The following is a 22,983-nucleotide window of genomic DNA, read 5'->3' on the forward strand; positions in this document are numbered from 1 at the left end:
GCAGCCGCCACTGCACGGCGCACGCCAAGCGTGCGCCGCCTACAGGGGGCTAGGCAATTTCCACCATGCTCCAGGGCGTGTAAGCAATTCCCTCGCTGATCACATCGGCCACGTTGGCACGGTTTTCAGCACTCTCGCTGAAGTTCACCAGCATGCGCCATGGCCTCCCGTGCCAAACGTTGCAGCACCGCATCCATGGGCTCAAAGCCCGGATAATCCTCCGGGCGATAGTTCACCTCATCGGCGGTGGGTGCGCGCTCCATGAAACGGTAGGAAATTTCCACCGGCGTGCCTGCATGGAGGCCCGCCGACAAAAACGACGCCGGGTACAGCAACGCATCGATACGAATATCGCCAGTGGTTCTATCGTTCACGGCAAACATGGCAGGTTCCTCAAGAGCAGTAGCGAACAGCAGTCACGGAAGCATGGGCGGGGAGTACCGCAGGCACGCGCCACCAACATGCAAAGACCCAGGTTTTTGGTGACAACAGGTTACCAGAAACGCCAAAACGGTATGAAATTCCTCCCCAAAAACAGCAGCGCTCGCAAATCGGGTTGACACCGCAAGCCATCCCGCCACAATACCCCCCTTTATCCACTGCTCACACAGAGCAGCTCGTTACCATGCAAACTGAAAGGAAAAGCGTCATGAACGCGATCGTGACAGGTATTACTGGCCAGGACGGCGCCTATCTCGCCGAGCTACTGCTGGAAAAGGGCTACACCGTTTACGGCACCTATCGCCGCACCAGCTCCGTCAACTTCTGGCGTATCGAAGAGCTGGGCATCGAGAACCACCCCAACCTGCACCTGGTGGAGTACGACCTGACCGATCTCTCTGCCAGCATTCGCCTGGTGCAGCAGTGCAAACCGCGTGAAATCTACAACCTCGCCGCGCAAAGCTTCGTGGGCGTCTCCTTCGACCAGCCGCTGACCACCGCCGAGATCACCGGCCTGGGCGCGGTCAACCTGCTGGAAGCCATTCGCATCGTCGACAGCTCCATCCGCTTCTATCAGGCCTCCACCTCCGAAATGTTCGGCAAGGTGCAGGAAGTACCGCAAACCGAAGCCACCCCGTTCTACCCGCGCAGCCCCTATGGCGTCGCCAAGCTCTACGCCCACTGGATGACCATCAACTACCGCGAGTCCTACGACATCTTCGCCACCAGCGGCATCCTGTTCAATCACGAATCGCCGCTGCGTGGCCGCGAGTTCGTGACCCGCAAGATCACCGATGGCGTCGCCCGCATCAAACTGGGCAAGCAAGAGCGCCTGGAGCTTGGCAACCTCGACGCCAAGCGCGACTGGGGCTTTGCCAAAGAGTACGTCGAAGGCATGTGGCGCATGCTGCAAGCCGACACCCCCGACACCTACGTGCTGGCCACCAACCGGACCGAAACCGTGCGTGACTTCGTCACCCTGGCGTTCAAGGCCGCCGACATCGAACTGCGCTGGGAAGGGCAGGGCGAAGACGAATTCGCCGTCGACACCGCTACGGGCAACAAGGTCGTGGTCATCAACCCGCGCTTCTACCGCCCGGCAGAAGTCGAGCTGCTCATCGGCAGCCCCGACAAAGCCACCCAGGAACTGGGCTGGAAGCCCACCACCAGCCTGGAAGAGCTGTGCCGCATGATGGTCGAAGCCGACCTCAAGCGTGTTGCCGCCGGCACCAGCGCATAACGTCACTGAAAAGGAACTTCCATGACCTCGTCATCGCCCAGTATTGCCGTACTCCTGCCGTGTCGTAACGAAGCCGCCGCCATCACCCAGGTGGTTCAGCAGTTTCAGGCGGCGCTGCCCAGCGCCACCATTCACGTGTTCGATAACGCCTCCACCGACGACACCGTCGCGTTGGCCACCCAGGCAGGCGCACGCGTGCACCACGTCGACAAGCCCGGCAAAGGCAATGTGGTACGCCGCATGTTTGCCGATATCGACGCCGACATCTACGTACTGGCCGATGGCGATGCCACCTACCATGCACCCAGCGCCCCCAAGCTGATCGAACAGCTCTGCGAAGGCGGCTACGACATGGTCGTAGGCACCCGCGTCCACGAAGACCAGAGTGCCTACCGCAGCGGCCACCAGTTCGGCAACAAAATGCTGACCGGAGTGGCCCAACGTATTTTCGGCGGCAGCTTCTCCGACATGCTCTCCGGCTATCGGATTTTCTCCCGCCGGTTCGTCAAATCCTTCCCCGCCCTGGCACAAGGGTTTGAAATCGAAACCGAACTCACCGTTCACGCCCTGGAACTGCGCATGCCCTGCGCCGAACAGTCCACCCCCTACGGCGCACGCCCCGAAGGCAGCGAAAGCAAGCTCAGCACCTACCGCGACGGTTTCCGCATTCTGCGAACCCTGGCCAAGCTCTACGCCAGCGAACGCCCGCTATGGTGCTACGCCGGGCTGGCGCTGGTACTCGCGCTGCTCTCCGCGATCCTCATCGTCCCCGTGCTGGCCACCTACCTGGACACCGGGCTAGTGCCGCGCTTTCCCTCCCTGATTGCCGGCATGGGGCTGGGCCTGCTGGCCGGACTGTCGCTCACCACCGGCGCCGTGCTGGACACCGTGACCCGTGGCCGCCATGAGCTGAAGCGCCTGCACTACCTGGCCGTACCGCCGCCCCCGCGCCACCCCTGGGGCAGCACACAAGGCACGGGCCAGCCCGCCAGCCCCCAGGCCGCCACGCCCGAAGCCCCCGGCCACAGCGCCCCCCTGCACAGCGCCCCCCAGGGGCAGCCCAATGCGGCAGGGGAAACCTCCGCATGAGCATCTGGCGTGAAAGCGCCGGGTTTGCGGTAGTAGGCACCATCGGGTTCGTGGTAGATGCAGGCGTGGTGACCGTATTGGCCGCCGCGGGCGCAGGCCCGTGGCTGGCCCGGCTGGTCTCGTTTGCCGCCGCCGTGGCCACCACCTGGCAGCTCAACCGGCGCTACACCTTCAAGCACCGCGAACTGCGCCACACCGAAAAACGCAGCCTCGGCAGCTACGTGGCCGCCTGCCTGGTCGGCGGTGGGCTCAATCTGGGCACCTACGCCCTGCTGGTCGCCCAGATCCCGCTGTTCGAACGCTTCCTGTTTCTCGCCGTGGCCGCAGGCTCCCTCGCCGGGATGGGCGCCAACTTCCTGCTGGCCCGCTACTGGGTATTCGGAGGCAAGTCATGACCTCACCGGCGACCCCCACCGCCCGGCAACGGCTGAACGCCCCCCTGCAAGCGCTGTTTCACCACCCCCTCAAGGGCTACCACCACCTGATGCTGCTGGCGCTGCTCATGGCCGTGGCCGCCGCGGGCAGCCTGGCAATGGGGGCCGATGCCAACTGGGATTTGCGCAACTACCACCTCTACAACCCCTGGGCGCTGCTCAACGCCCGCTGGCAGGCCGACATGGGCTGGAACGTCCAGTGGTTCCTCAACCCACTGCCCCAGCTACCGTACTACGCCCTGGTCAGCCTCTGGCCCGACGACCTGCGGCCGGTCACCGCGCTGATGGGCATTCCCGGCGCACTGGTCGCCTGGGCCATGCTGCTGCTCTACCGCGAACTGGGCCGCCAACTGCCGCTGCCCGCCGCGCTGCTGGCGCTGGGCTGGCTGGTCTCCTGCACGGGCGCCGTCACGCTGGGCCAGTTGGGCACCACCTTCAACGACCTGGCGGTCACGTTTCTGGTCCTGCTGGGCTGCCTCTGCCTGCTGCGTGGCCTGCGCCTCACCGACGACCAGCGCTGGCCCGCCCTCGGCTTCTTCGCCCTGGGCGCCGCCATGGGCCTGAAAATCACCTTTGGCCTGTTCGTGCTCGGCCCGGCGCTGGCCTGGTTCTTCACCCGGCCACGCGTTCACGCCCTGTGGCCCGGCGCCCTGGCCGCCACGCTCGGGCTGCTGGTGGCCGGGGGCTGGTGGTTCGGCCTGCTGCAACTGCGCTACGAAAGCCCGCTCTACCCATTCTTCAACAGCCTCTTCCAATCCCCCTGGTGGGCACCCATTACCGAACGCGACCCCCGCTTAGACCCCCAGGGGCTGGCCCAGTGGCTGTTCTACCCCTTCTACTGGTGGCAGGCCAACGTACTGGTCAGTGAAGTCCCGTTTGCCGATGGCCGCCTCTCGCTGGGGCTGCTGGCGGCACTGGGGGCGCTATGGCCCTGGCGCGGCCTCTCGCTCACCCAGCGCCGCTCGCTGCGCTTCATGGCGCTGCTGATGCTGTTCACCTACGCCATCTGGCTCAAGCAGTTCGCCATATACCGCTACATGCTGCCGCTGGAGCTGCTCGCCCCCTGGCTACTGCTGGCGCTGGTGGGCGTGGCCTGCCAACGGCGGGCAGGGCAGGGCGCCCCGCGCGGGCTGGCCCTGGCCAGCCTGGCGGTCGCCGCCTTGCTGATGGCCACCACCCAACTGCCCAACTGGGGCCGCGTGCCCGCCAGCCAGCCCTCGCTGATGGCGCTGAACAGCCCGGTAGACACCCGTGATGCGCTGGTGGCCGTGGCCCAGGGCGACCCCCCGCTCAACTACCTGGCCGTCGCGCTGCCCGGGCCGCGCCACTTCGTCAGCGTCAACGCCACCCTGCACGCCGACACCCTGACCGGCCAGCACGCCCGGGCGCTGCTGGCCAACAGCGAAACGCGCTACTGGGTCACCCCCGCCCCGGCAGAGGCCAACGGCCCCCACGGCCTGGCCGCCTGCTTCGGGCTACAGCTACAAGTAGACCAGTGCCAGCCGCTGGCCACCCACGACCCCGGCGTGCCGCAGCCCGTCATCTGCCCGCTGGTCGACCACCCCCAACCACCGCCCCAGGCCGAGGTATGCCCATGACCACCACACTGGTAACCGGCGCGGCAGGCTTTACTGGCCGCTGGATGATCGACACCCTGCAACGTCGAGGCCACCGCGTGGTGGCCGCCGTACGCAGCCCGCACACCGCCACCGCCGCCGAACACACCCTGGCCGCCGAACTGGACGACCCCCAGGCCGTACAGGCACTGGTGGCCCAGGCCCGGCCCGACTACGTGGTACACCTGGCCGCGCTGGCGTTCGTCGGCCACGACGACCCCGCCGCCTTCTACCGAGTGAACGTACTGGGCACCGAGCACCTGCTGGCCGCCCTGGCCGCCTTGCCCACCCCGCCCAGGCGCGTGCTGGTGGCCAGCAGCGCCAACGTCTACGGCGACACCGACCAGCCCGTGCTCAGCGAACAGCAGCCCCCCGCGCCGGTCAACCACTACGCCTGCTCCAAGCTGGCCATGGAACACATGGCCCGCACCTTTCGCCAGCGCCTGCCGCTGGTCATCGCCCGGCCCTTCAACTACACCGGCCCGGGGCAGGACACCCGCTTTCTGATCCCCAAGATCGTCGACCACTTCGCCCGCGGCTGCCGCGACATCGAGCTGGGCAACACCCACGTCAGCCGCGACTTTTCCGATGTGCGCGACGTGGTCAGCGCCTACCTGGGCCTGCTCGAAGCCCCGTTTGCCGCCGAACACAGCGGTCAAGTGGTCAACGTCTGCTCCGGCACGGCCACCCCGCTCGATGAATTGATTGCCCACATGAACCGGCTGGCGGGCTACGAGATCACCGTCAAGGTCAACCCCGCCTTCGTGCGCGCCAACGAAATCAACAGCCTGCGCGGCAGCGCCGAGCGGCTGGCGCAGCGTCTGGGGCAGCCGCATCACACGACCCCCCTGGCCACCACCCTGGCCGACATGCTCGCCGCTGCCCAGGCCAGCCCGCCCCCGGCATGATTTAACGTGCAGCCACGGGCCAGCTTGGCTACACTGAGAGCTGGCACGGCGGGCAGGCTCGGGCCACCCCGGCGGGGTGAAAAGCCACTAACCTTGCACAATGGGTAGTTGACAAACGCTGTTCGAAAATCAATGATGCAAGGCAAGCGTTGATCGTTAGTGGCCAGGGTGGCTCGGCAGCAGGCGGGCAACCGCTGCAGTAAATGTTGAAAGTTGAGCTAAATAGTGGGTTTTAAAGGTGCTTTTCACGGCTTTTAAAACATGCGGCAAACATTGACTTTTACAGCACCGCCGCCATAAAGTGTCACCTGTTTTTGTTTGGGATTCATGGAGCGTGGCTCAGCCAAAAAGCTGAGCAGCATTGGAAATCGCCATTCATTAACCAGTAACCTTGAGCGCTCAAGGTAATTCAAGGGAATCGGGCGTAAAAAAATGCCGGTTGTCCTAATCTGCAAGGAGACTATAGTCCCATGGCAACACAAGCTGAACTGAACCAAGCACAACTCCTCTACGTTGCATACTAGGGCCGTCCGGCTGACCCGGCGGGTCTGGAATTCTGGGCTGAGCAAATCGCTGAAGTTGGCGTTGCCGGCATCGCTGCTGACTTCGGCAACTCTGCTGAATTCGAAGCTGAATTTGGCGACCTGGGCAGCGTAGCCCTGATCAACAACCTGTACCAGCAGCTGTTCGGCCGTGACGCCGAAGCCGAAGGCCTGCAGTACTGGCTGGACGTGCTGGCTGAAGGCACGCCGCTGGCTTCCATCGCTCTGGAAATCGCCAACGGTGCACAAGGTGGCGACGCCACTGGCCTGCAGAACAAGGTCACCCTGGCGAACCAGTTCACTGCCCTGGTCGCTTCTGGCGAAGTTGCTTATGACGGCGCCGACGCTGCTGCCTATGGCCGTGCGTTCCTGGCGACCATCAACGAAAACACCAACGTTGAAAACTACGACGTACAAGCTGTAGTTGACGCGATTGAGTCTGGCGTTCTGCCGGTTGACACTGCTGACCTGCGTTCTGCGTTGGAAGAGCTGCGTGAAGCAGAACAAGCCATCGAAGATTTCCTTGCTGCTGCCCTAGACAACGAAGACGTAGCTGCTGTTGTTAACAATGACACAGCAGAAGCGGCAACCCGTGCGGACATCGAAGGGGCTGTTACTGCAACTCAAAATGCATTAGTAGACGAGCTTGGCATCGATCAAACCGAATTTGCAAGTGCACGTGCAAATACTAAAGCAGGCCTGATTGCAGACGAGCGTGCTGAGCGTCAAAAAGCTATCGAAGACGCACAAGATGACCTGGATGCTGCTAACGCCGCAATCAATGCCATCTCTGGTCTGCGTGTGGCTCTGAACAACTACACCAATGCAGTAGCTGCTAGTGAAGCGGCCGACGCTGCCCTTGCCTCAGCCGCTGCCGATGCAGACGGTGCTGAAGTTGCGTTCGCAAACCGTAACGATGCTTATGACGTCGCAGGCATCAGCTATGAAGATGCAGAGGGCCCTGTAGCAACCCGTGCTGATGCTACTTTAGTAGTAGTCAATAATGAAACTGTGCTTCAGCTGAACGCTCAAGGTCAGTACGTTATTCCTCAGGGTCTGCCTGTAGCCGACTACCCAGGTCTGTCTGCTCTGCAGGCTGCTCTGCAGGCGGAAAAAGCAGCTAGCACCACGGCCGCAACTGCGCTGCAAACACAACAAGCTCGCGAAACTACTTTCAACAACATCGAGCTGACCACTGCACAAGAAGAAGCTTTGATTGCTGCAGGATTTACCGGTGATCTGGATGCCGCAGGCATCGCTGGTACAATCTCTGGTTTGGAAGGCGCTGTTGAAGCTGCTCAAAACACCTTGACAGATCTCAACGAGGCAGTCGCTGCTTGGGAAGCCGTAGTAGCACTTGAAGCTGAACTTACTTCTCTTGAAGAAGCACGTGAAGCTGCTTTTGACGCAATTAACGACTCCGTTGAAGATGGTGGCCTCGGCTTCACACTTCTGACACTGGCTGATGATGCGACCGATGCAAACGACGTATTCCTGTTTGCTGACGACGTTGCCAACCCGGCCAGCATCGACAACTTCGGCGACGCAGGCGTTGATCGCATCTTCTTTGGTCCTGACTACAAGCTGGTTCAACTGGCTGAAGGCGAGACCATCAACGATCGCGTTGGCTCTGCTTCTGACCTGGAAATCTTCTGGAGCCAGGGCGACACAGGCCTACAGCTGTTCGTTGAAGCAGGCGCTGAAGCTGGCCGTGATCTGAATGATGACAACATCACCACGATCACCCTGACTGGCGTTAATGCTGAAGACATCAGCTTCACCAGCGGCTTCCTGGCGGCAGGTTCCATCGCCTAAGGACCCCTGGCGCTCGCCTTCGGGCGAGCCTCCGAAACCCCCGGCCTGTGCCGGGGGTTTTTTTATGGGTGCCGTTGGGCATGGCTTGCCGGGGGCGTTTCGGTGCCCCCTGGGCAGCGCCTGCCCGATGCCCACCCAGCCCCAACACGCAGGCAAAAAAAAGCCCCCAGGTGGGGGCGAGCGTGTGGCCATCAATGGCGCGAGCATTCATCCGTGAATGCGATACCCGTATCCGAGAGCAACACCGTGTCGCAATACCTTCAACTTATACTACCTGTGTACATTGCGCCACTAAGGTAAGTGGTTTGTTCGATTTTTTTGACCCTCGGCCGCCACCGCTGGGCGCTGGCCCCGTGGGCGGCGGGGTGGGCTGTACTTTGCAAGGGGCTGGCCGTATGTTGGCGAGGTCGACCACGCTACTCAGGAGCCTCCATGCCTTCTCATGCTTTGCCACCGGCCGCGCTGCCCGTGGCCGGGCTGCTGCCCAACCAGCCCGCGCTGGCCGTGGGGCGGCAGCAAACCCTTACCCGGCAGCACCTGTTGCCCGCGCTGCCCGCCCTGGAGGCTTACCTGCTGGCCCTGCGCGAGCAAATCGACCCGCCGTTGCGCCAGCACAAGCCCATCAAACTGGGCAAACCCTACCCACTGGGCCAGTGCCTGGAAATCTGCAAGGCCATGCAGGCGGCCTTCGGGTTTATTCTGATGGAGGCGGTTACCGTCGTGTTGATTTTCTCTTTTACCTGGATAGCGCCTTTTCTACCTAACACCATGTGATGCTATCCAATGGCGCACGGCATACGTAGGTGGCCAAGGGGCAACTTGCTGCGGATGTAGATGCCATTGCCCTGGTGGGGTTTTTATTCCTTCATGGAAGCGCTACGCTTATGGGCTGTATCTTTTGAGTTTTGGAGGCGTTATGCCTAACCCGTTGATTGTCAGCCCTAAAACCTGCCAGGGGTTATCCTGGTTTCCGCCCACGGATGTCGCGTTTGCGGCGCGGGAGCCGTTGATTCCGCTGCATGCAGGGGAGCTGGCCAATGCGGCGGCGACCATGCCGCTGGCTGTGGTCCAGGTCGATAAGCGCTGGCGTTTGGTAGGCGTGTGCGGCACGGCAGAGGGGCATAACCTGTTCGTGCGTGATGGTAAGTGGCTGGGCGTTTACACGCCTCAATGGGTCAAGACCTGGCCGATGGACATCATCGAAATCGGTGACAAAGGGGTGATGGCCCTGGACCGTGACAGTGGCGTGTTGGGCAGTGGCGATGATAGCGGCGCGCCATTTTTCACGGAAGATGGTCAGCCCGCTGCTGCCCTGGCGGAGCGCTTGGCGCGCTTGAAAGCCAACTTCCCCAAGCAGCGTACCACCGAGAAGGCGTTGGCTGCCCTGGCCAGCGCCGAGGTGTTCACGCCGTGGCCCGACAGCGTGACACAGCCTTTGGGGCTGGCGTTGAAGGGCCTGCATATGGTGGATGAAAAAGCGTTGGCGGCGGTGTCGGACGAGACATTTCTTGCTTTGCGGCGCAGTCAGGCGTTGCCCATTGCTTATGCGTTGAACCTTTCACTGGCGCAGACGCATTTGTTGACGCGTCTGGCACGGGTAAATGCGCCGGTAGGGGAAACCCCGGAGAGCCTCGATCACGTCTTTGGGGATGACGACGAGCTGTCATTTGACTTCGACAGTTGAGGCGATGTGCGGCCTTTCTTGATAAAGGCTTAAGCTCGATAAGGGCTTGAGCTTGATAAGGGCCTAGAAGTATCAAGGGCAAGCCATTGGCTTGCCCTTGCGTTTTTCAGTGTTGCCGGTGCGTGTCACGGAGGGAAGGTCATCCACAGGGGAGGCGCTACTTCATCCAGCCAGGCGACCCCTTCCTGCACCAGTGTAATCTTGAGACGGTGCCCTGCTACCCGTTGTCTGGAAATTTCCAGGGGTAGTTCGAGCTGCTCGCCAGGAAGCAGGTCATTGAGCGATAGTCTGATGAAGTCAGGGGTGATCTGGTTGCCTTCGGCGTCGTAAAGTTGCACGCCCAGGTTGATGGGGTGAGGTTGTCGGGCAGCCAGCGGTGTAGCACCGATATTTTCGATGGCGACACTGAATCGCCATGTCTCCGGGTCAGCCAGATGCACGGGGCTGCGTGTCAGGTCTAGGTCCAGTTGCTCTGTGGGCGGAAGGGGTTGTGTTTTCAATGTTGCCAGCGCGGCGAGGGTATGTTCCGCGAAGGGGGCTGTGTCCCAGGTGAGAGAGGCAAGGTCGAAGGCGCATGCGCCGTCGCTGAGCCCATGGTGTACCAGGTAATCGCGCACCCTGAATCGATAGCTTGTTTCGGGCAGGTAGGCAAAATTCCAGGTGGGGGGGTTGAATGTCGAGAACCCGTTGATGGTGCGTACGCCCCACCACTCAGCAAAAAGCATGGCAGCCACGTTGTGCGGGTACAGGTCGCCAAACAGCGTTGTGGTGGTGATGTGTTGATCGGCCTGCCGCCTGCCCGTCACAAAGAAGGTGTCGCACTGCTCGGGGGGCGTTTCTGCTGAAGTCAGGTCTTGCAGGTAGGCGTGCCTGGGTACCTCGGCATTGCTCTCTGAGCTGAGCTGTTCACTGCTAAGCAGTATTACGAGCAGCAGGCAGAGGCCTGGGGAATAGCGTTTACCAATGGCTGTTAAGACAAAACTCCATAACAGGCATAGGGGTAGTACGGTAAAAATAGCGTAACGGGCAACGGCCCGCAGGCCACTGGCACCGGGTACGCCGTGCCAGATCAGCCACCATAAGCTGAGGTCTCCTGTGCGGACGACCAGCAGGAGGCTGATGAAGCTGGTGACCGCCAGGGTTGCCCACAGGGGGTGTTGCCGGCGCTTGAAAAGCACTAGCCAGCCTGTGGCCAGGGCGGCGCCGATCAGGAAGAAAGGGGGTAGCCCGACCAGCAGTTCGTAGTTGTTGTCGGGGTTGAGATTTAGCCATGCCTTGTAGTGGCTGAACAGCCAGCCCCAGAGCAGATTGTGCTCGCCTACGTTGAATAGGTCTCCTGGGGTGAGCATGAAGGTCAGTGCCGAATGGTAGGCGTGCCCACCTGTTTCGCGCACTTTGGGTAGGTAAACCCACAAGAAGGGTAGGGCAGCAAGCGCGCTGAAGAGCGCCATCCAGAGCAGGCGGCCTCGCCACGGGGCGGCGATGGCGTGTTGCAGCGCTGTCTTCACCGTTGCCCATGTCATGACACACGCGACCAGCAGCATCAGCAGAGCAAATAGCGCGAAAAACCATGCCATATAAAAGGCAGTAAGCAGCCATGAGGCATACAGCAGGATACTGGCGATTGAAAATCCGATGGCGCTAATCCGCTGCTGCCTTTGAAAGCAGCGCCACGTGCCCAGCATCCACCAGGCCATCAGGGGCGCCAGATTGATGGTCAGGAGCTGTACATGCTGCGACTGCAGGTAGGCGCTAGAGGAGAGCGAGAAAAGTATGGCCCCTGCCAGCGAAGACCAGTAGGGCAGACCCAGGCAGCGGTGTGCCAGCCCCCAAAAGGCCACTAGCCCTATTGCTCTGAATATCCACAGCGAGAGTTCTGCGGCTAGAAAGGGGTCTGCCCCTAGCGCTCTGAACACGGAGTGAATCAGGCCGAATAGCAGGTAGCCGTCGTTGTATCCCAGCGTGGTGGTATAGGGGGCAAAATAATTGACCGTTTGCCAGTGCGCGTTGCCTTGAAGCACGTTCCACCAGTGCTCGATGAGGCTGGTGGCGATCACGCCATCGAGTTCATGGCCCGTGGTATGGGTGAACCCCGACAATACGGGATGTCGGTAAACGATCAGGACGGTTGCAATGGTAACGAGCAAGAGGATGCCGAGCCTTGCCAGCGGTACAGGTGGGGGCTCAGGCAAGTAAGGTTGGGCTGTATGTGACATAAATGAAAGTATCGACTCGTAGCAGTGAAGGCACCATCCGTTGTGCAAGATACGCTGAACAAGTGGGTGCTTGGTGAGGTGTTGATGGATTGAGGGGAGCAGAGTAGGGGAGGCACGGCACGTTGACAAGTCAATAGATTTTAACTATTGCTTAAAGGTGGGGGGAACACGCACGGTCACTCTGTCGATTTGGCAAGAACTGACCAGTGGCAGTGCCACAGGGGCTACACCTTTGGCAGTCTGCGTCATGAGGGCGTGTTAGCAAATGACAGGGAGCTTTACCGATAAATAGCCAGGAGGGCATGTTTATGTCCCTGCTTTCTACTCAACATACGCTGCAAGCTTATTATCTGGGTCTCTTTGGTCGTGCTGCAGACCCTGATGGGTTGAACTATTGGCTTTCTCAACTGGAGAGCGGTACGTTGGCATTGGACGATGCGCTGATGTTGATGGCCAACTCTGATGAATTCTCCGAACGTCTCCAACTACCTGCAGATGATGACTGGTTGGCCCAGGTATACCCAGCCTATTTTGGCCGACCTGTGGATGCGGAGGGCGGTGGTTATTGGAGTTCTTTGGCGGCTCAGGGCGTATCTGCACCGGTCTTGTTGCAATCTATTATGGCATCCGCCACGGGTGCTGACCGCGAAGCGCTCGACGCTACCACGTCTATTGCTCGTTTTTACAGTCAACAGGTCTCTCCGGAACGCTATGATCCGGCACAGACGTTGATCCAGGAGGGTTTGCGTAGTAATGAGGCGTTGTATGCCGAGCTGGCCGCGATGGACGAGCAGTTCGACGCGCTGACGGTGATGGAGGTAGGTGAATCTCTTGAGGGGCGGCCACTGTATAGCGCCTCTGTAGGTAGTGGTCCACGCAAGCTGATGATCGTTACTCAGCAACATGGCGATGAACCTACTGGCACAGAAGCGGCCATGTTGCTTCTGGAATGGTTGAGTGGCGATAGTCCGGAAGCGCAGTGGCTGCGCAGTGAAATATCGCTGACCGTGATGCCCCGAGTCAATCCCGACGGCTTCGAGCGTTGGGTTCAGTTAGCGTCGGGTGAGGCATCTCCCGATACCACGATTGATCCACGTCGCAACTCTGCCGACATTGACCTGAACCGTACCTGGGATTCTAGCGAGACTCTGGACTTGGCGCTGATTCCTGAAGCGTTGGCTGTTCGCCAGGAAATTGCGCGCTTTCAACCAGATTTGATTCTGGATTACCACAATCAGAATAACTACATCAATGCGGCGGGTGAGCTGGAAACGATCTCTATCTTGTGGCCAACCAATGATCTGATCGATGACCAGGTGACGGCCACCGCTCAGCAGGCTGCCGTTGCTTTGGCTCAGGGTGTTGCTGAGTTTGATTATGGCTTTCTTTCTCTGTTTCCCGGTGGCGATACGCCGCAGATTGCACGCAATGGTTTGGCGATTGATGGTGTCCCGACCCTATTGATCGAGCAACGCGGGCTGGAGGAAATGGAGCTGATCGCTTATGAAGGGCTGGCGGTGAATTATAATGCGCTGTCCAGTGCGTTGATACTGGAGGGGTTGATGAGCATGATTGGCGTGATTACCGAACTGGGAAGTGGCGGTTTGACTGATATTGATCCTGCGCTGGCCTTACAGATCCCTGATCGCGGTGAGCGCATTCAGTATCAAGACATTTACACCTTGAGTGATGAGCGTATCGATAAGGAGGGTATGCCCACAGAGACAGAGCTACAGCCTGAAGTAGTAGGGGTTTCCGCAGCGGTGTTGGATGATGCGTTGGCTGCTTGATCTATAGGAGGCCTTCAACCTGTGGTCGTGAGCAATGGATAAACGGCGCATGCATTGGGCTTCAGAGTATTGGTGCATCATGTTGGGTGGAAAGGGGCGAGCCATCGCCCCTTTTTTTGATTCAACGGCAAGCCAGATTCAGTTACCGGTAAGGCCGCCCAACGATTGAGTGCGGGTCAGATATGGTAGGGCTGTGCTAACATCGGCGGCTTTATCGGGTGGTCAGGGTCGTTGTTTATGTTGAGTCGTGTCGAGTCTCAGTGGGATGTGATGCACCGCTTCACCAGTGTGGCGGTGTTTTTGTTTGGTGCGGTGGCGCTGGTGGTACCTACCGGGTATTCCCTTGGTCCGGTGCTGTTGCTGTTGGCCAGCCTCATGCTGGTGGTCAGGCGTTCTTCGCGGGCCTTGACGGCGGCCGACCGTTGGGTGGTCGGCGTGCTGTTGTTGTACGGCAGCGTGGTGGGGGGGCTTTCGCTGTGGGATTTGGGTTCTAAGGGGTTTGATCGGCCGGTGCGCTTTTTGTTGGCGGTGCCGGTGCTGCTGTTGATCCTGCGCTACCCGCCGCGTTTGAGCTGGATGTGGAGCGGACTGGCCGTGGGGGCCATTGGGGCCGGTAGTTGGGCCATGTGGTTGAAGATGGCCGAAGGTATAGAGCGGGTGGGCGGCTTTTTGCATCCTATTCAGTTTGGCAACCTGAGCATGCTGATGGGCGTGCTGTGCTGTGCAGGCCTTGGCTGGGCGGCGACTCGCCAGCGGCGCACTGGCTGGGTGGCGCTATTGTTGCTGGGGGTGGCGATGGGCATGATCGGCTCGTTCATGTCGGGTAGCCGAGGGGGTTGGGTAGGGCTGCCGGTGGTGGGCTTCGTGCTGTATCGGGGCTATGGCCGCCAGTTGCCCTTGGGGGTCAAGGCGGGGGCGGTAGGGGCGGTGTTGCTGTTGGTGGCCATGGTGTATGGTTTGCCGCAAACAGGCGTACAGCAGCGCGTCGATGCGGCGGTGAATGATATTGGACTCTATGTTTCCGGTGGCGAACGCGATACTTCATTGGGTTTGCGCTTTGAGATGTGGCGTGGAGCCGCCCAGCTGATTCAGGAGCGCCCGCTGCTGGGTTGGGGGGAGTCTGGTTACCGGAATGCCATGGAGGCCTTGGGCGAGCAAGGGGTTATCTCGCCCATGGCGGCGGAGTTCGGTCATGCTCATAACGAGTTTATCGATGCTTTTGCCAAGCGGGGGTTGGTAGGGCTGGGCGTCTTGTTGTTGCTATACATGGTGCCCATTCGTTTGTTTGCCACTGGCTTGGCACATCAGGATTACGCACTACGCTCACTCGCCGTTGCCGGCACGCTGCTTCCAGTGGCGTTTATCGATTTTGGCTTGTCTCAGACCTTTCTGGCCCACAACAGCGGCGCCATGTTCTATGCTTTTTGGCTGGCCGTGCTGTGGGCGAGCTATAGTGCAAGAAGGCGGTACGTGGTTTAAACGGGCCACCGCTTTTCGTTTCCACCGTATGTTGAATACGTGCGTCAAGAGGCGTGTTGGGCATGCGGTGTGGTTGGCCTGATCACCCCTGCTCAGGTGGTGGTGGTGTCTTCTGGTACTTGTTCTTGCACCAGCACGGGAGCGACCACCGGAACCGTTTTTTGCTCGCGGGTCCATTTTCCCGCTTTTTTGTCGATATACTGAAAATGCTCATTGGTGAAGCTGCCCTGATTGCAGGCATGCCGATAGGAGACAGTGGGCACGGCCTGTTGATCGAGTAGCGCGATGAAAACTCCCGGCCCGGTCAACTCGAAGACGTTGGTCAGGGAGCTGTCCTGGATATTGTGCTGGACTCGCTCGATCAGCCTCAACAGGTTCGGATTGCCGGGGCGGCTGGCAATGAAATAATTGCTGAGCTCACCACGGCGCGTGGTGATGTAAAGCTCCTCATGCTTGCCTAACGTGTTGGCCAAGGGCCAGATCGCGTGGGCATCGATATCCAGATACACGCCACCATGCTGGTAGAGCACCAGCAGCCTCCAGAAGTCTGCTTGGGCAGCACCGATTTGCAGGCGATCATATTGTTGATTGATCTCTGCGGGGTAGTGGTCGGCAATGAACGCTTTTCTGGCCTCGGTAATCATGAACCGATACTCGAAACGCGGTGCCATCAACCGGTTGAACAGGTAGTTCAGGTAAACCGGTAATGTTACCCGGTTGGTAAAATTGGTTTGCCAGATGATGCGTGGAATGGTCGATTCGCCCTTGGGGGGCAGCCAAGGGGCGGAGCGCTCGGGGAGCGTAAAGCGTTTATCGGGAAACAGTGCGTGAAAGCCATAGCTCAGCAGTTTGGTGATGTTGGCCAGCAGTTTGATGATGCGGCTGGTGGCGACAATCACGGGCCTGCTTTTTTTAGTGTGACGTGACATGGGCGTGCGTTACTCATTTGATGAACGGTCTGGTGGGCATGCTTGCGCGCTAGGCCGGGGCCTATCCATAGGGGCTCCATGGGCCATCCATGGGGTAAGGTTATGCTACCAGCCCGTTTGGCCTTCCAGCAGGCTGCGCAGGTTGTTGTCCAACGGTAACTGGAAATCGGCACTGCCCAGTACCATGGCATCGCCTGCGCGGACTACGCGGGTGCTCACATAGAGGTAATCCTGCCCCTGGGCATAGGTGCCCATCAAGATAGAACGGGCGTTGTGCTGGGAGCTGAGCCTTTGTACCTGCCGGGATAGAATCAGTTCCCCTACGTTTTCTTCGATGAACATGCTATCACGCATTTTGACTTCACGAACCTGCATGCCTTGCTGTGCCAGCGCGGATGCCATGATTTCCGAGCTGATACGGCCAAAGGTGGAGGATTGGCTCAGATTGTCGATGCTGACGAACGTGGCGGCAATCATTGGGCTGTAGCGGGTCAGTTCGGGGTTATTGGTAACCATTTGCTGTGCGGCTTGATGCGCCAGGGCAGAGAGGTCGGGTTTGGGCGCTTCCGGCGGTGAGGTATTGCCGAACGTCGAGCAGCCAGCCAGCCCTAGCATGGCGAGCAGGGTGGCGGCGATAGCCAAGCGGCGATAGGGGCGCTGGGCCTTTGATCCAGGGGTAGCCATATACATTACCAGGTGTCGGTGATGGAAACGGTGGGCGTCGTGGGGGCTTGCGGAACCCTGTGCGGCGCATACTGGCGACGGTCACCAGCATTGATGTAATAGATATTGGAAGAGGAGTATAAAATACGCTCGCCATCGACGATCTGCGTGGTGATGATGATCTCTTCGTTACCGGTGTGGGTCCAACTACCGCTAGTAATATCGGCCAGTATGCCGCCAGGGATAAGTCCCAGGGCGGGCTCGCTCCACTGGTTATAGGGGATGGTGGCAACGGCAATGCCCGCCGTGAGTGCGGTAAAAGCACCCACAGGAGGACGGATGAAGCCTCGGTCACGGTGAGTGACGGTTTCTACGCCGATGCGTACCTCTGCGGTAGCATCGGTTGGCTCGGTCATGACCGAGGCGCCGCGGGTAACGAGTTCGCTGGTGAGTAAGGTACGAAACCCACGTTCAAATTCGCCGCCACTGTAGCCGTGCAGGCCGTGATCATGGGTAGGAGTAATATACAGGTCGCGAAACCGTACGCGTTCCCGCTGTAAGATATGGGTGGCTTCATGTTGGGCCAGCACGTTCCAATGGTGCGCGGCCTGCATGCGCTGCTGTTCACTGTAAGGGTAGGTAGTGGCGATTGGTGCCTGTGATGTATTGGCGTAAAAACAACCGCTTAGCGTCAGGCCAACCGCGCCTAGCCCAAGTGGGGCAAGGTAGCGGCGAGTGAGAGACAACAGAGGACGAATGCGCACCGAGTGTTCCTTATCGCTGGTAAACGGCTTTTTGACAGGGCATTTTGATAGACTAGTTTGCCATGCTCATAGTAGATCGGCCACGAGGTTTAAAACTTGAATGAGTAACCCCCATGCTTGAGGACCACCGTAGCGGCCCCCGTCACGATTCGTTGTTGTCATCATACCCGGAAGACGATAGCAATAATGGCTGGATGATTAGTTATATCGACATCATGACGCTGCTGGTGGCGCTGTTCGTGATCATCATTGCGGCGGCCGGGGTGACCGGCCCCGGTTGGAGCCCTGAAGCAGATGACACCGACGTCAGCGAAAGCAGTGTGCCTGCTCTTGAAGTGCCGCTGCCCGCATTGTTGGATGAGCGACGCCAAAAGCGCAACATCGCTTACCTGAATGAGCCCGGCACGCTTAGCCCGATGGCCATCAGTGCGGCTCTGGGGGTCGCAGGATTACCTGCTCCGATCATGCGCGTTCCCGAGCCTATGGGGGCGCCACCCTTGCTGGCATTGGCACCCGCCGAAAGCGACACATCGCCCGTCGCGCCGCTGCTGGAGCGCTACTTGCCCGCCTTGCCTACGCCGCTGCTCGTCGATGAGACGCAGCGCCTGGGCCAGCCGTTGGCCAGTTACATGGTACTGCTGACCGACCGACCGCCTGTCAACGTGCAACAGATTGACGATGAGGCCATCAGCAGCGCTTTGGCGCTGGACGAGCAGCTGTCCGAACGCGTCGAAACATCGCTGTATTTGCCGAACCTGGAAGGCGTCGAGGTCTCCAGGGTAGCGGAAGGTATCAGCCTGCGGGTGCAGGATCAGCTGCTGTTTCCTTCAGCCACCGCTGGGCTGACCGAGGGCGGTACATCGCTGGTGGGAAGCCTGCTGGAAACCATTCAGCGCTACGACGGTGAAGTCTGGGTCGAAGGGCACTCGGATAGTCAGTCGATCAATACCCCCGAGTTTTCGTCCAACTGGGCGCTTTCTAGCGCACGGGCCATTGCCATCGTCGAAGCACTGGAGGCTGCAGGTGTCGAACCTGAACGGCTGCGCGCCGTCGGGTTTGCCGATACCCGCCCGCTGGAGGATAACAGCAGCGCCGAAGGGCGCGCCCGCAACCGCCGTGTCGAAGTGGTGATTCACGTGGAGTAGGCACTCACGCGCTGGCTTGGGACTGCTCACTGTTGTAGGAGGAGGCTTCAGCCCGCGATGATTCCAGCATTTGGCTTGATATGGGTGGCTACTCAGGCAGTCGCCCAATGAAATTGGCCTCCCACAGGCAGGCTTGAGTAGCTGCTTTGGCTATAAGCCAATGAATGGGCCTCCCACTGTTCAAGAAGCCCTGCTGTTAGTGGGAGCTTTTTGTGGGAGGGAGCTTTAGCTCGCGATGATTCAAGCACAGGTGCCTGCCCAGGCAGTCGCCCAATGAAATTGGCCTCCCACAGGATGGCTTGGGTGACTGCTCTGGCTATAAGCCAATGAATGGGCTTCCCACAGGCAGGCTTGGGACTGCTTTGTTTTTGCTGAACAAAAAAAGCCCGCCAGGGGGGTGGCGGGCATCAAAGGGCTTGGCTCACTGCAGCCCACTGACATCAGGTGAGGGGGGTGTACGAGACAGTCAGTGGGTACAATTCGAGTATAGCTATTTTGAAATGTTTGCCAAGGGTTTGTGCAAATTTTTTGTTTTTTTTATGCTCGGTGTTTTGATTAGATAAGACTTGTACAATAATTCAGCACTATTTCCCCGACCTCCCTGCCTCTTTCTCATGCTCTATTTTGGTGCGTCATGGGTTGCCCTATTTTGGTGCTTCCTCTGGCATCGCTTGAATCGTGTTTTAATCTTTTGATTTTATTTAATTAAAGCATCTTGGCATGCATTTTGCTTTGGTGGTTGTCTACCTTGGGTATTGATCTCAAAAGATGGCTACGTTGGGCTTTTGGGTGACCTGATTTCAGTTTGCAGAAGGTGCTGCCATGACCGAGTTCGCTAGTCCTGAACTACTTGATCCCGCGTTACAGCCGCGTTTGGTGGTCACTGATCTCGACGGTTCCTTGCTGGACCACCATAGCTATGATTTTTCGCCTGCCGCTCCCTGGCTTGCTCGTCTCAAGCAGCTGGGTGTCCCGGTGATTCCCGTGACCAGCAAAACTCGGGCAGAACTACTGCCGCTGCGTGAAGCCCTGGGGCTGACAGCGACGCCCTTCATTGCTGAAAACGGTGCCGTGATTGGCCTGCCGCCAGGCTGGTGCCATGCCAGCCTTGATCGGCCAGGCAGCGGGCCAGACGGCGTGGTCATCAAGCACACGGGGGTCGATATCCGCTTTATCCGTGCGCGGTTGGCCATCTGGAAGCAGCGCCTCAACCTGCGGTTTACGCCCATGGGAGAGATGCAGGTGGCGGAAGTCATCGCCAGAACCGGCCTGGACGAGCCTCGGGCCAAGGCGGCCAAACGGCGTGAGGGCAGCGAGCCGCTGATCTGGGAAGACGACGAGCGTGCCCTGGAGACCCTGCGCGAGGCGCTGGAGGGCGATGGTTTGACCATGACCCAGGGCGGGCGTTTTTGGCACGTCATGGCGCAGGCATCAGGCAAGGGGAGTGCGGTGACCTGGTTGATCCAGCGCTTTGCGGCGCTGCGCGGGCGCCAGCCGCTGGCGTTGGGGCTCGGCGATGGCCCCAACGACGTTTCCATGCTGGAAGCCGTGGACCAGGCCGTGGTGATCAAGGGCTGCCATGACTTGATGGTGGCACCGCACAACCGGGCGTTGTATCGCACCCAGGCAACCGGGCCAGCCGGATGGGCCGAGGGGGTGGCTCACTGGTGGGGGCGAGACGACCGCCGATTAGCGGCGGAATCCCACCAGCAAGCGGCCACGGCTTAACCCAACGAGGAAGTGCCCATGAGTGATTTTCATCAGAATGGCGTCATCACCGATTTTCATAACCTGACCCGTCGCCCCGTGGAAGAGCTCGAGCGGGAGCTGTGCCAATTTGCCAAGCGCCGCCCCATGGGGCTGATTCTACCGTCGCTGTTTTCCGAGCTGGAAGGGCCTGCACTCTCGGCCATTGTGGACGAGCTGGCCAAAGTGCCGTATCTCAACGAAATCGTGATTGGACTGGACCGGGCCGATCGCGAACAATTTCTTTATGCCCGCGAGTTTTTCTCACGCCTGCCGCAGCACACCCGCATTCTATGGAACGATGGGCCCCGGCTGCGTGAGCTGGATGCCGAGCTCGAACACCACGGGCTGGGAGCGTTGGAACCTGGCAAGGGGCGCAACGTGTGGTATTGCGCGGGCTATGTGCTGGCCTCCGGGCGCTCGACCGTGGTTGGGCTACACGACTGCGACATTCTCACCTATGACCGTAGCCTGCTGGCGCGCTTGATGTACCCGGTGGCGCACCCACGCTTCAACTACAGCTTCTGCAAGGGCTACTACCCGCGCATCGCCGAAGGCAAGCTGAATGGCCGGGTGTCTCGCTTGATGGTGACGCCGCTGCTGCGAGCGTTGAAGACCGTGTGCGGCCCGCTACCGTATCTGGATTACCTGGACAGTTTCCGCTACCCGCTGTCGGGGGAGTTTGCCATGCGCAGCGACGTGCTGGAGGGCATTCGTATTCCCGCCGATTGGGGGCTGGAAATTGGCGTGCTCTCGGAGCTACAGCGCAACTACTCGCATCGCCAGCTATGCCAGGTAGATATTGCCGATGCCTATGACCACAAACACCAGCCAGTGAGCGAAGAGGATGCCAGCGGTGGTTTGAACCGCATGAGTCTGGATATCGCCAAGGCCCTTTACCGCAAGCTGGCGACCCACGGGGTGAGCTTCAGCAGCGAGGATTTCCGTACACTGAAGGCAACCTATTATCGGCTGGCGCTGGACTTGATCGAGGCCTACGACCACGACGCTACCATGAACGGTTTGAGCCTCGACCGTCACTGCGAAGAGCAGGCAGTAGAGCTGTTTGCCAGCAACCTGCTGGAAGCCGGTAACCTGTTTCTCGACAACCCGCGTGAGCGCCCGTTCATTCCCAGCTGGAACCGAGTGCAGGCTGCTGTACCCGACCTGCTGACCCGCATGCACGAAGCCGTTGCGCTGGATAACCAGGGCAAGGTGTAGCCGGTGTCGCCATGGCGGCCCTTTGCTGACAAGGGCTGCTGGCCTTGGCGCACACCCTACAAGGGTGTGCGCTGTCAAAGGCGTTCGCGATTACTGTGGTGAAACATCGGGGTTAACAGCGTTGCTGGATAGCGTTACTGGATAGCGCTGCCGGGGGACGTTTCTAGAAGTCGTCGTGGTGGGTAGATTGGCGTGGCGGCGTGAGCGACAGCTCAGTGGCCTGACGCCGCTGGGCATTGAGCTTGAAGTTGCTGACCATCTGACGCAGCTGAGTGCTCAAATGCGCCAATTGCTGGGTAGCGTGGTTGCTCTGCTGCACCAGCCCGGCATTTTGCTGAGTCATTTGATCCATCTGTGTCACGGCCTGGTTGACCTGCTCGATGCCGCTACTTTGTTCGATGGTGGCCGCAGAGATCTCCTGAACCAGCGTGCTGAGCTGCTGAATATCGCCCACCATGCCATTGATCACTTCGCCGGTACTGCGCACTCGGCGGCTGCCTTCCACCACCTGGGCATCGGCATTCTCGATCAGCCCCTTGATCTCCTGAGCGGCAGAAGCGGAGCGGCTGGCCAGTTGGCGTACCTCATTGGCCACCACGGCAAAACCGCGACCCTGTTCCCCGGCGCGGGCGGCTTCCACGGAGGCATTCAGCGCCAGGATATTGGTCTGGAAGGCAATCGCATTGATCGTCTCGACGATGCTGCTCATGCGAGTGGCGCTTTCATTGATGGTGGCCATGGTGTCGATGACGGACGACATGGCGTCACTACCGCGTTGAGCGCTCTCAGTGGTTCGCGAGGCCAGGTTGCGGGCATGGTCGGCATGCTCAGCGTTCTGTTTTACCGTTGCGGTTAGCTGCTCCATGCTGGAGGCCGTTTCCGCCAGCGACGCAGCCTGCTCTTCGGTGCGCGTCGAGAGTTCTTCGTTGACGCCCACGATCTGCTCGACGCCGTTATTGACCTGGTCCGCGCCGTGATGGATATCGCTGATGGTGTCCGCCAGGGTTTCACGCATGCGGTTGATCAAATTGCGCGTCAAACCTCGGCCTTCCAGGCCGGGGAAGGATAGCGCGAGGCGTGCAGCGCCTCTTGGTTGACAGGCTATATTTACCGCGCTAGATTCAAATCATGATGACCGTACACCGCGCCTACCGTTATCGTTTTTATCCTACGCCTGAGCAAGCCGATCAGCTTGCCCGGACGTTTGGCTGTGTGCGGTACGTCTACAACCACTTCCTGCGCCAGCGCACCGATGCCTGGT

The 22,983-nt window shown here is 59.8% G+C and carries 19 protein-coding genes and 2 pseudogenes; 15 read left to right on the forward strand and 6 right to left on the reverse strand.

The features are described 5' to 3' along the window. Window positions 1-125: 125 nt before the first annotated feature. Entirely contained in the window at window positions 126-383 is a 258-nt protein-coding gene (locus CWI66_RS11470) for a hypothetical protein (RefSeq protein WP_100731725.1), read from the reverse strand. A gap of 266 nt (window positions 384-649) precedes the next feature. Here CWI66_RS11470 and gmd point away from each other — a divergent pair, with 266 nt between their 5' ends. The 9 genes and pseudogenes from gmd to CWI66_RS11510 all read left to right on the forward strand — a co-directional run bounded on the left by gmd (window position 650) and on the right by CWI66_RS11510 (window position 9,769). Beyond that, window positions 650-1,681, forward strand: coding sequence for a GDP-mannose 4,6-dehydratase (gene gmd / locus CWI66_RS11475; RefSeq protein ID WP_100731726.1), 1,032 nt, complete (start codon window positions 650-652; stop codon window positions 1,679-1,681). A gap of 21 nt (window positions 1,682-1,702) precedes the next feature. Beyond that, window positions 1,703-2,770 (forward strand): glycosyltransferase family 2 protein, encoded by a 1,068-nt coding sequence (locus CWI66_RS11480; RefSeq protein ID WP_100731727.1) that lies wholly within the window; start codon window positions 1,703-1,705, stop codon window positions 2,768-2,770. Further along, on the forward strand, window positions 2,767-3,165 hold the full coding sequence (locus tag CWI66_RS11485; RefSeq protein WP_100731728.1) for a GtrA family protein: 399 nt from the start codon (window positions 2,767-2,769) through the stop codon (window positions 3,163-3,165). The genes CWI66_RS11480 and CWI66_RS11485 overlap by 4 nt, the downstream gene beginning before the upstream one ends. Beyond that, window positions 3,162-4,802 carry a hypothetical protein gene (locus tag CWI66_RS11490; protein ID WP_100731729.1) on the forward strand — a complete coding sequence of 547 codons (1,641 nt, stop codon included), beginning with the start codon at window positions 3,162-3,164 and terminating at the stop codon, window positions 4,800-4,802. Before CWI66_RS11485 ends, CWI66_RS11490 begins: the two co-directional genes overlap by 4 nt. Next, window positions 4,799-5,728, forward strand: a complete 930-nt coding sequence (locus CWI66_RS11495; protein ID WP_100731730.1) for an NAD-dependent epimerase/dehydratase family protein — start codon at window positions 4,799-4,801, stop codon at window positions 5,726-5,728. The genes CWI66_RS11490 and CWI66_RS11495 overlap by 4 nt, the downstream gene beginning before the upstream one ends. Window positions 5,729-6,372: 644 nt before the next feature. Further along, window positions 6,373-6,447 (forward strand): annotated as a pseudogene (locus tag CWI66_RS18700) (hypothetical protein); the annotation flags it as partial. A 12-nt stretch (window positions 6,448-6,459) separates the two neighbouring features. Then, entirely contained in the window at window positions 6,460-8,085 is a 1,626-nt protein-coding gene (locus tag CWI66_RS11500; RefSeq protein ID WP_232710869.1) for a hypothetical protein, read from the forward strand. A gap of 432 nt (window positions 8,086-8,517) precedes the next feature. After that, window positions 8,518-8,859 carry a hypothetical protein gene (locus CWI66_RS11505; protein WP_100731732.1) on the forward strand — a complete coding sequence of 114 codons (342 nt, stop codon included), beginning with the start codon at window positions 8,518-8,520 and terminating at the stop codon, window positions 8,857-8,859. 142 nt (window positions 8,860-9,001) lie between these two features. Further along, complete coding sequence (locus tag CWI66_RS11510) at window positions 9,002-9,769, forward strand: SapC family protein (RefSeq protein WP_100731733.1); 768 nt, start codon at window positions 9,002-9,004, stop codon at window positions 9,767-9,769. 125 nt (window positions 9,770-9,894) lie between these two features. On the opposite strand, the gene CWI66_RS11515 is transcribed toward CWI66_RS11510, so the two are convergent. Beyond that, window positions 9,895-11,916: a hypothetical protein gene (locus tag CWI66_RS11515; RefSeq protein WP_100731734.1), complete on the reverse strand. Its 2,022-nt coding sequence runs from the start codon at window positions 11,914-11,916 to the stop codon at window positions 9,895-9,897. A 377-nt stretch (window positions 11,917-12,293) separates the two neighbouring features. Between CWI66_RS11515 and CWI66_RS11520 the strand changes: the two genes are divergently transcribed. Together CWI66_RS11520 and CWI66_RS11525 are read left to right on the forward strand one after the other, a co-directional pair. Next, window positions 12,294-13,775, forward strand: coding sequence for a M14 family zinc carboxypeptidase (locus CWI66_RS11520; protein ID WP_100731735.1), 1,482 nt, complete (start codon window positions 12,294-12,296; stop codon window positions 13,773-13,775). Window positions 13,776-14,012: 237 nt separating this feature from the next. After that, window positions 14,013-15,254, forward strand: coding sequence for an O-antigen ligase family protein (locus CWI66_RS11525; protein WP_232710871.1), 1,242 nt, complete (start codon window positions 14,013-14,015; stop codon window positions 15,252-15,254). Window positions 15,255-15,346: 92 nt separating this feature from the next. On the opposite strand, the gene CWI66_RS11530 is transcribed toward CWI66_RS11525, so the two are convergent. From CWI66_RS11530 to CWI66_RS11540, 3 genes are all read right to left on the reverse strand, one after another. Continuing rightward, entirely contained in the window at window positions 15,347-16,183 is an 837-nt protein-coding gene (locus CWI66_RS11530) for a glycosyltransferase family 32 protein (protein WP_100731736.1), read from the reverse strand. A gap of 105 nt (window positions 16,184-16,288) precedes the next feature. Further along, window positions 16,289-16,867, reverse strand: a complete 579-nt coding sequence (locus CWI66_RS11535) for a FlgO family outer membrane protein (RefSeq protein ID WP_100731740.1) — start codon at window positions 16,865-16,867, stop codon at window positions 16,289-16,291. Between the two features lie 5 nt (window positions 16,868-16,872). Beyond that, window positions 16,873-17,610 carry a hypothetical protein gene (locus CWI66_RS11540; protein ID WP_232710873.1) on the reverse strand — a complete coding sequence of 246 codons (738 nt, stop codon included), beginning with the start codon at window positions 17,608-17,610 and terminating at the stop codon, window positions 16,873-16,875. Between the two features lie 113 nt (window positions 17,611-17,723). Between CWI66_RS11540 and CWI66_RS11545 the strand changes: the two genes are divergently transcribed. The 3 genes from CWI66_RS11545 to CWI66_RS11555 all read left to right on the forward strand — a co-directional run bounded on the left by CWI66_RS11545 (window position 17,724) and on the right by CWI66_RS11555 (window position 21,722). Continuing rightward, window positions 17,724-18,755, forward strand: a complete 1,032-nt coding sequence (locus CWI66_RS11545; RefSeq protein ID WP_100731737.1) for an OmpA family protein — start codon at window positions 17,724-17,726, stop codon at window positions 18,753-18,755. An 822-nt stretch (window positions 18,756-19,577) separates the two neighbouring features. Next, window positions 19,578-20,483 carry an HAD-IIB family hydrolase gene (locus tag CWI66_RS11550; RefSeq protein WP_081193613.1) on the forward strand — a complete coding sequence of 302 codons (906 nt, stop codon included), beginning with the start codon at window positions 19,578-19,580 and terminating at the stop codon, window positions 20,481-20,483. An 18-nt stretch (window positions 20,484-20,501) separates the two neighbouring features. Then, window positions 20,502-21,722, forward strand: coding sequence for a glycosyl transferase (locus CWI66_RS11555; protein WP_100731738.1), 1,221 nt, complete (start codon window positions 20,502-20,504; stop codon window positions 21,720-21,722). Between the two features lie 249 nt (window positions 21,723-21,971). Here the strand turns inward: CWI66_RS11555 and CWI66_RS11560 are convergent. Continuing rightward, window positions 21,972-22,746, reverse strand: a pseudogene (locus CWI66_RS11560) (methyl-accepting chemotaxis protein); the annotation flags it as partial. Between the two features lie 104 nt (window positions 22,747-22,850). On the opposite strand from CWI66_RS11560, the gene CWI66_RS11565 reads away from it, so the two are divergent. Further along, window positions 22,851-22,983, forward strand: a 133-nt coding sequence (locus tag CWI66_RS11565; protein ID WP_157808968.1) for a helix-turn-helix domain-containing protein, incomplete at its 3' end; no start/stop codon positions are given.

The organism is Halomonas sp. 141, from assembly GCF_002810305.1.
Taxonomy (GTDB): domain Bacteria; phylum Pseudomonadota; class Gammaproteobacteria; order Pseudomonadales; family Halomonadaceae; genus Vreelandella; species Vreelandella stevensii.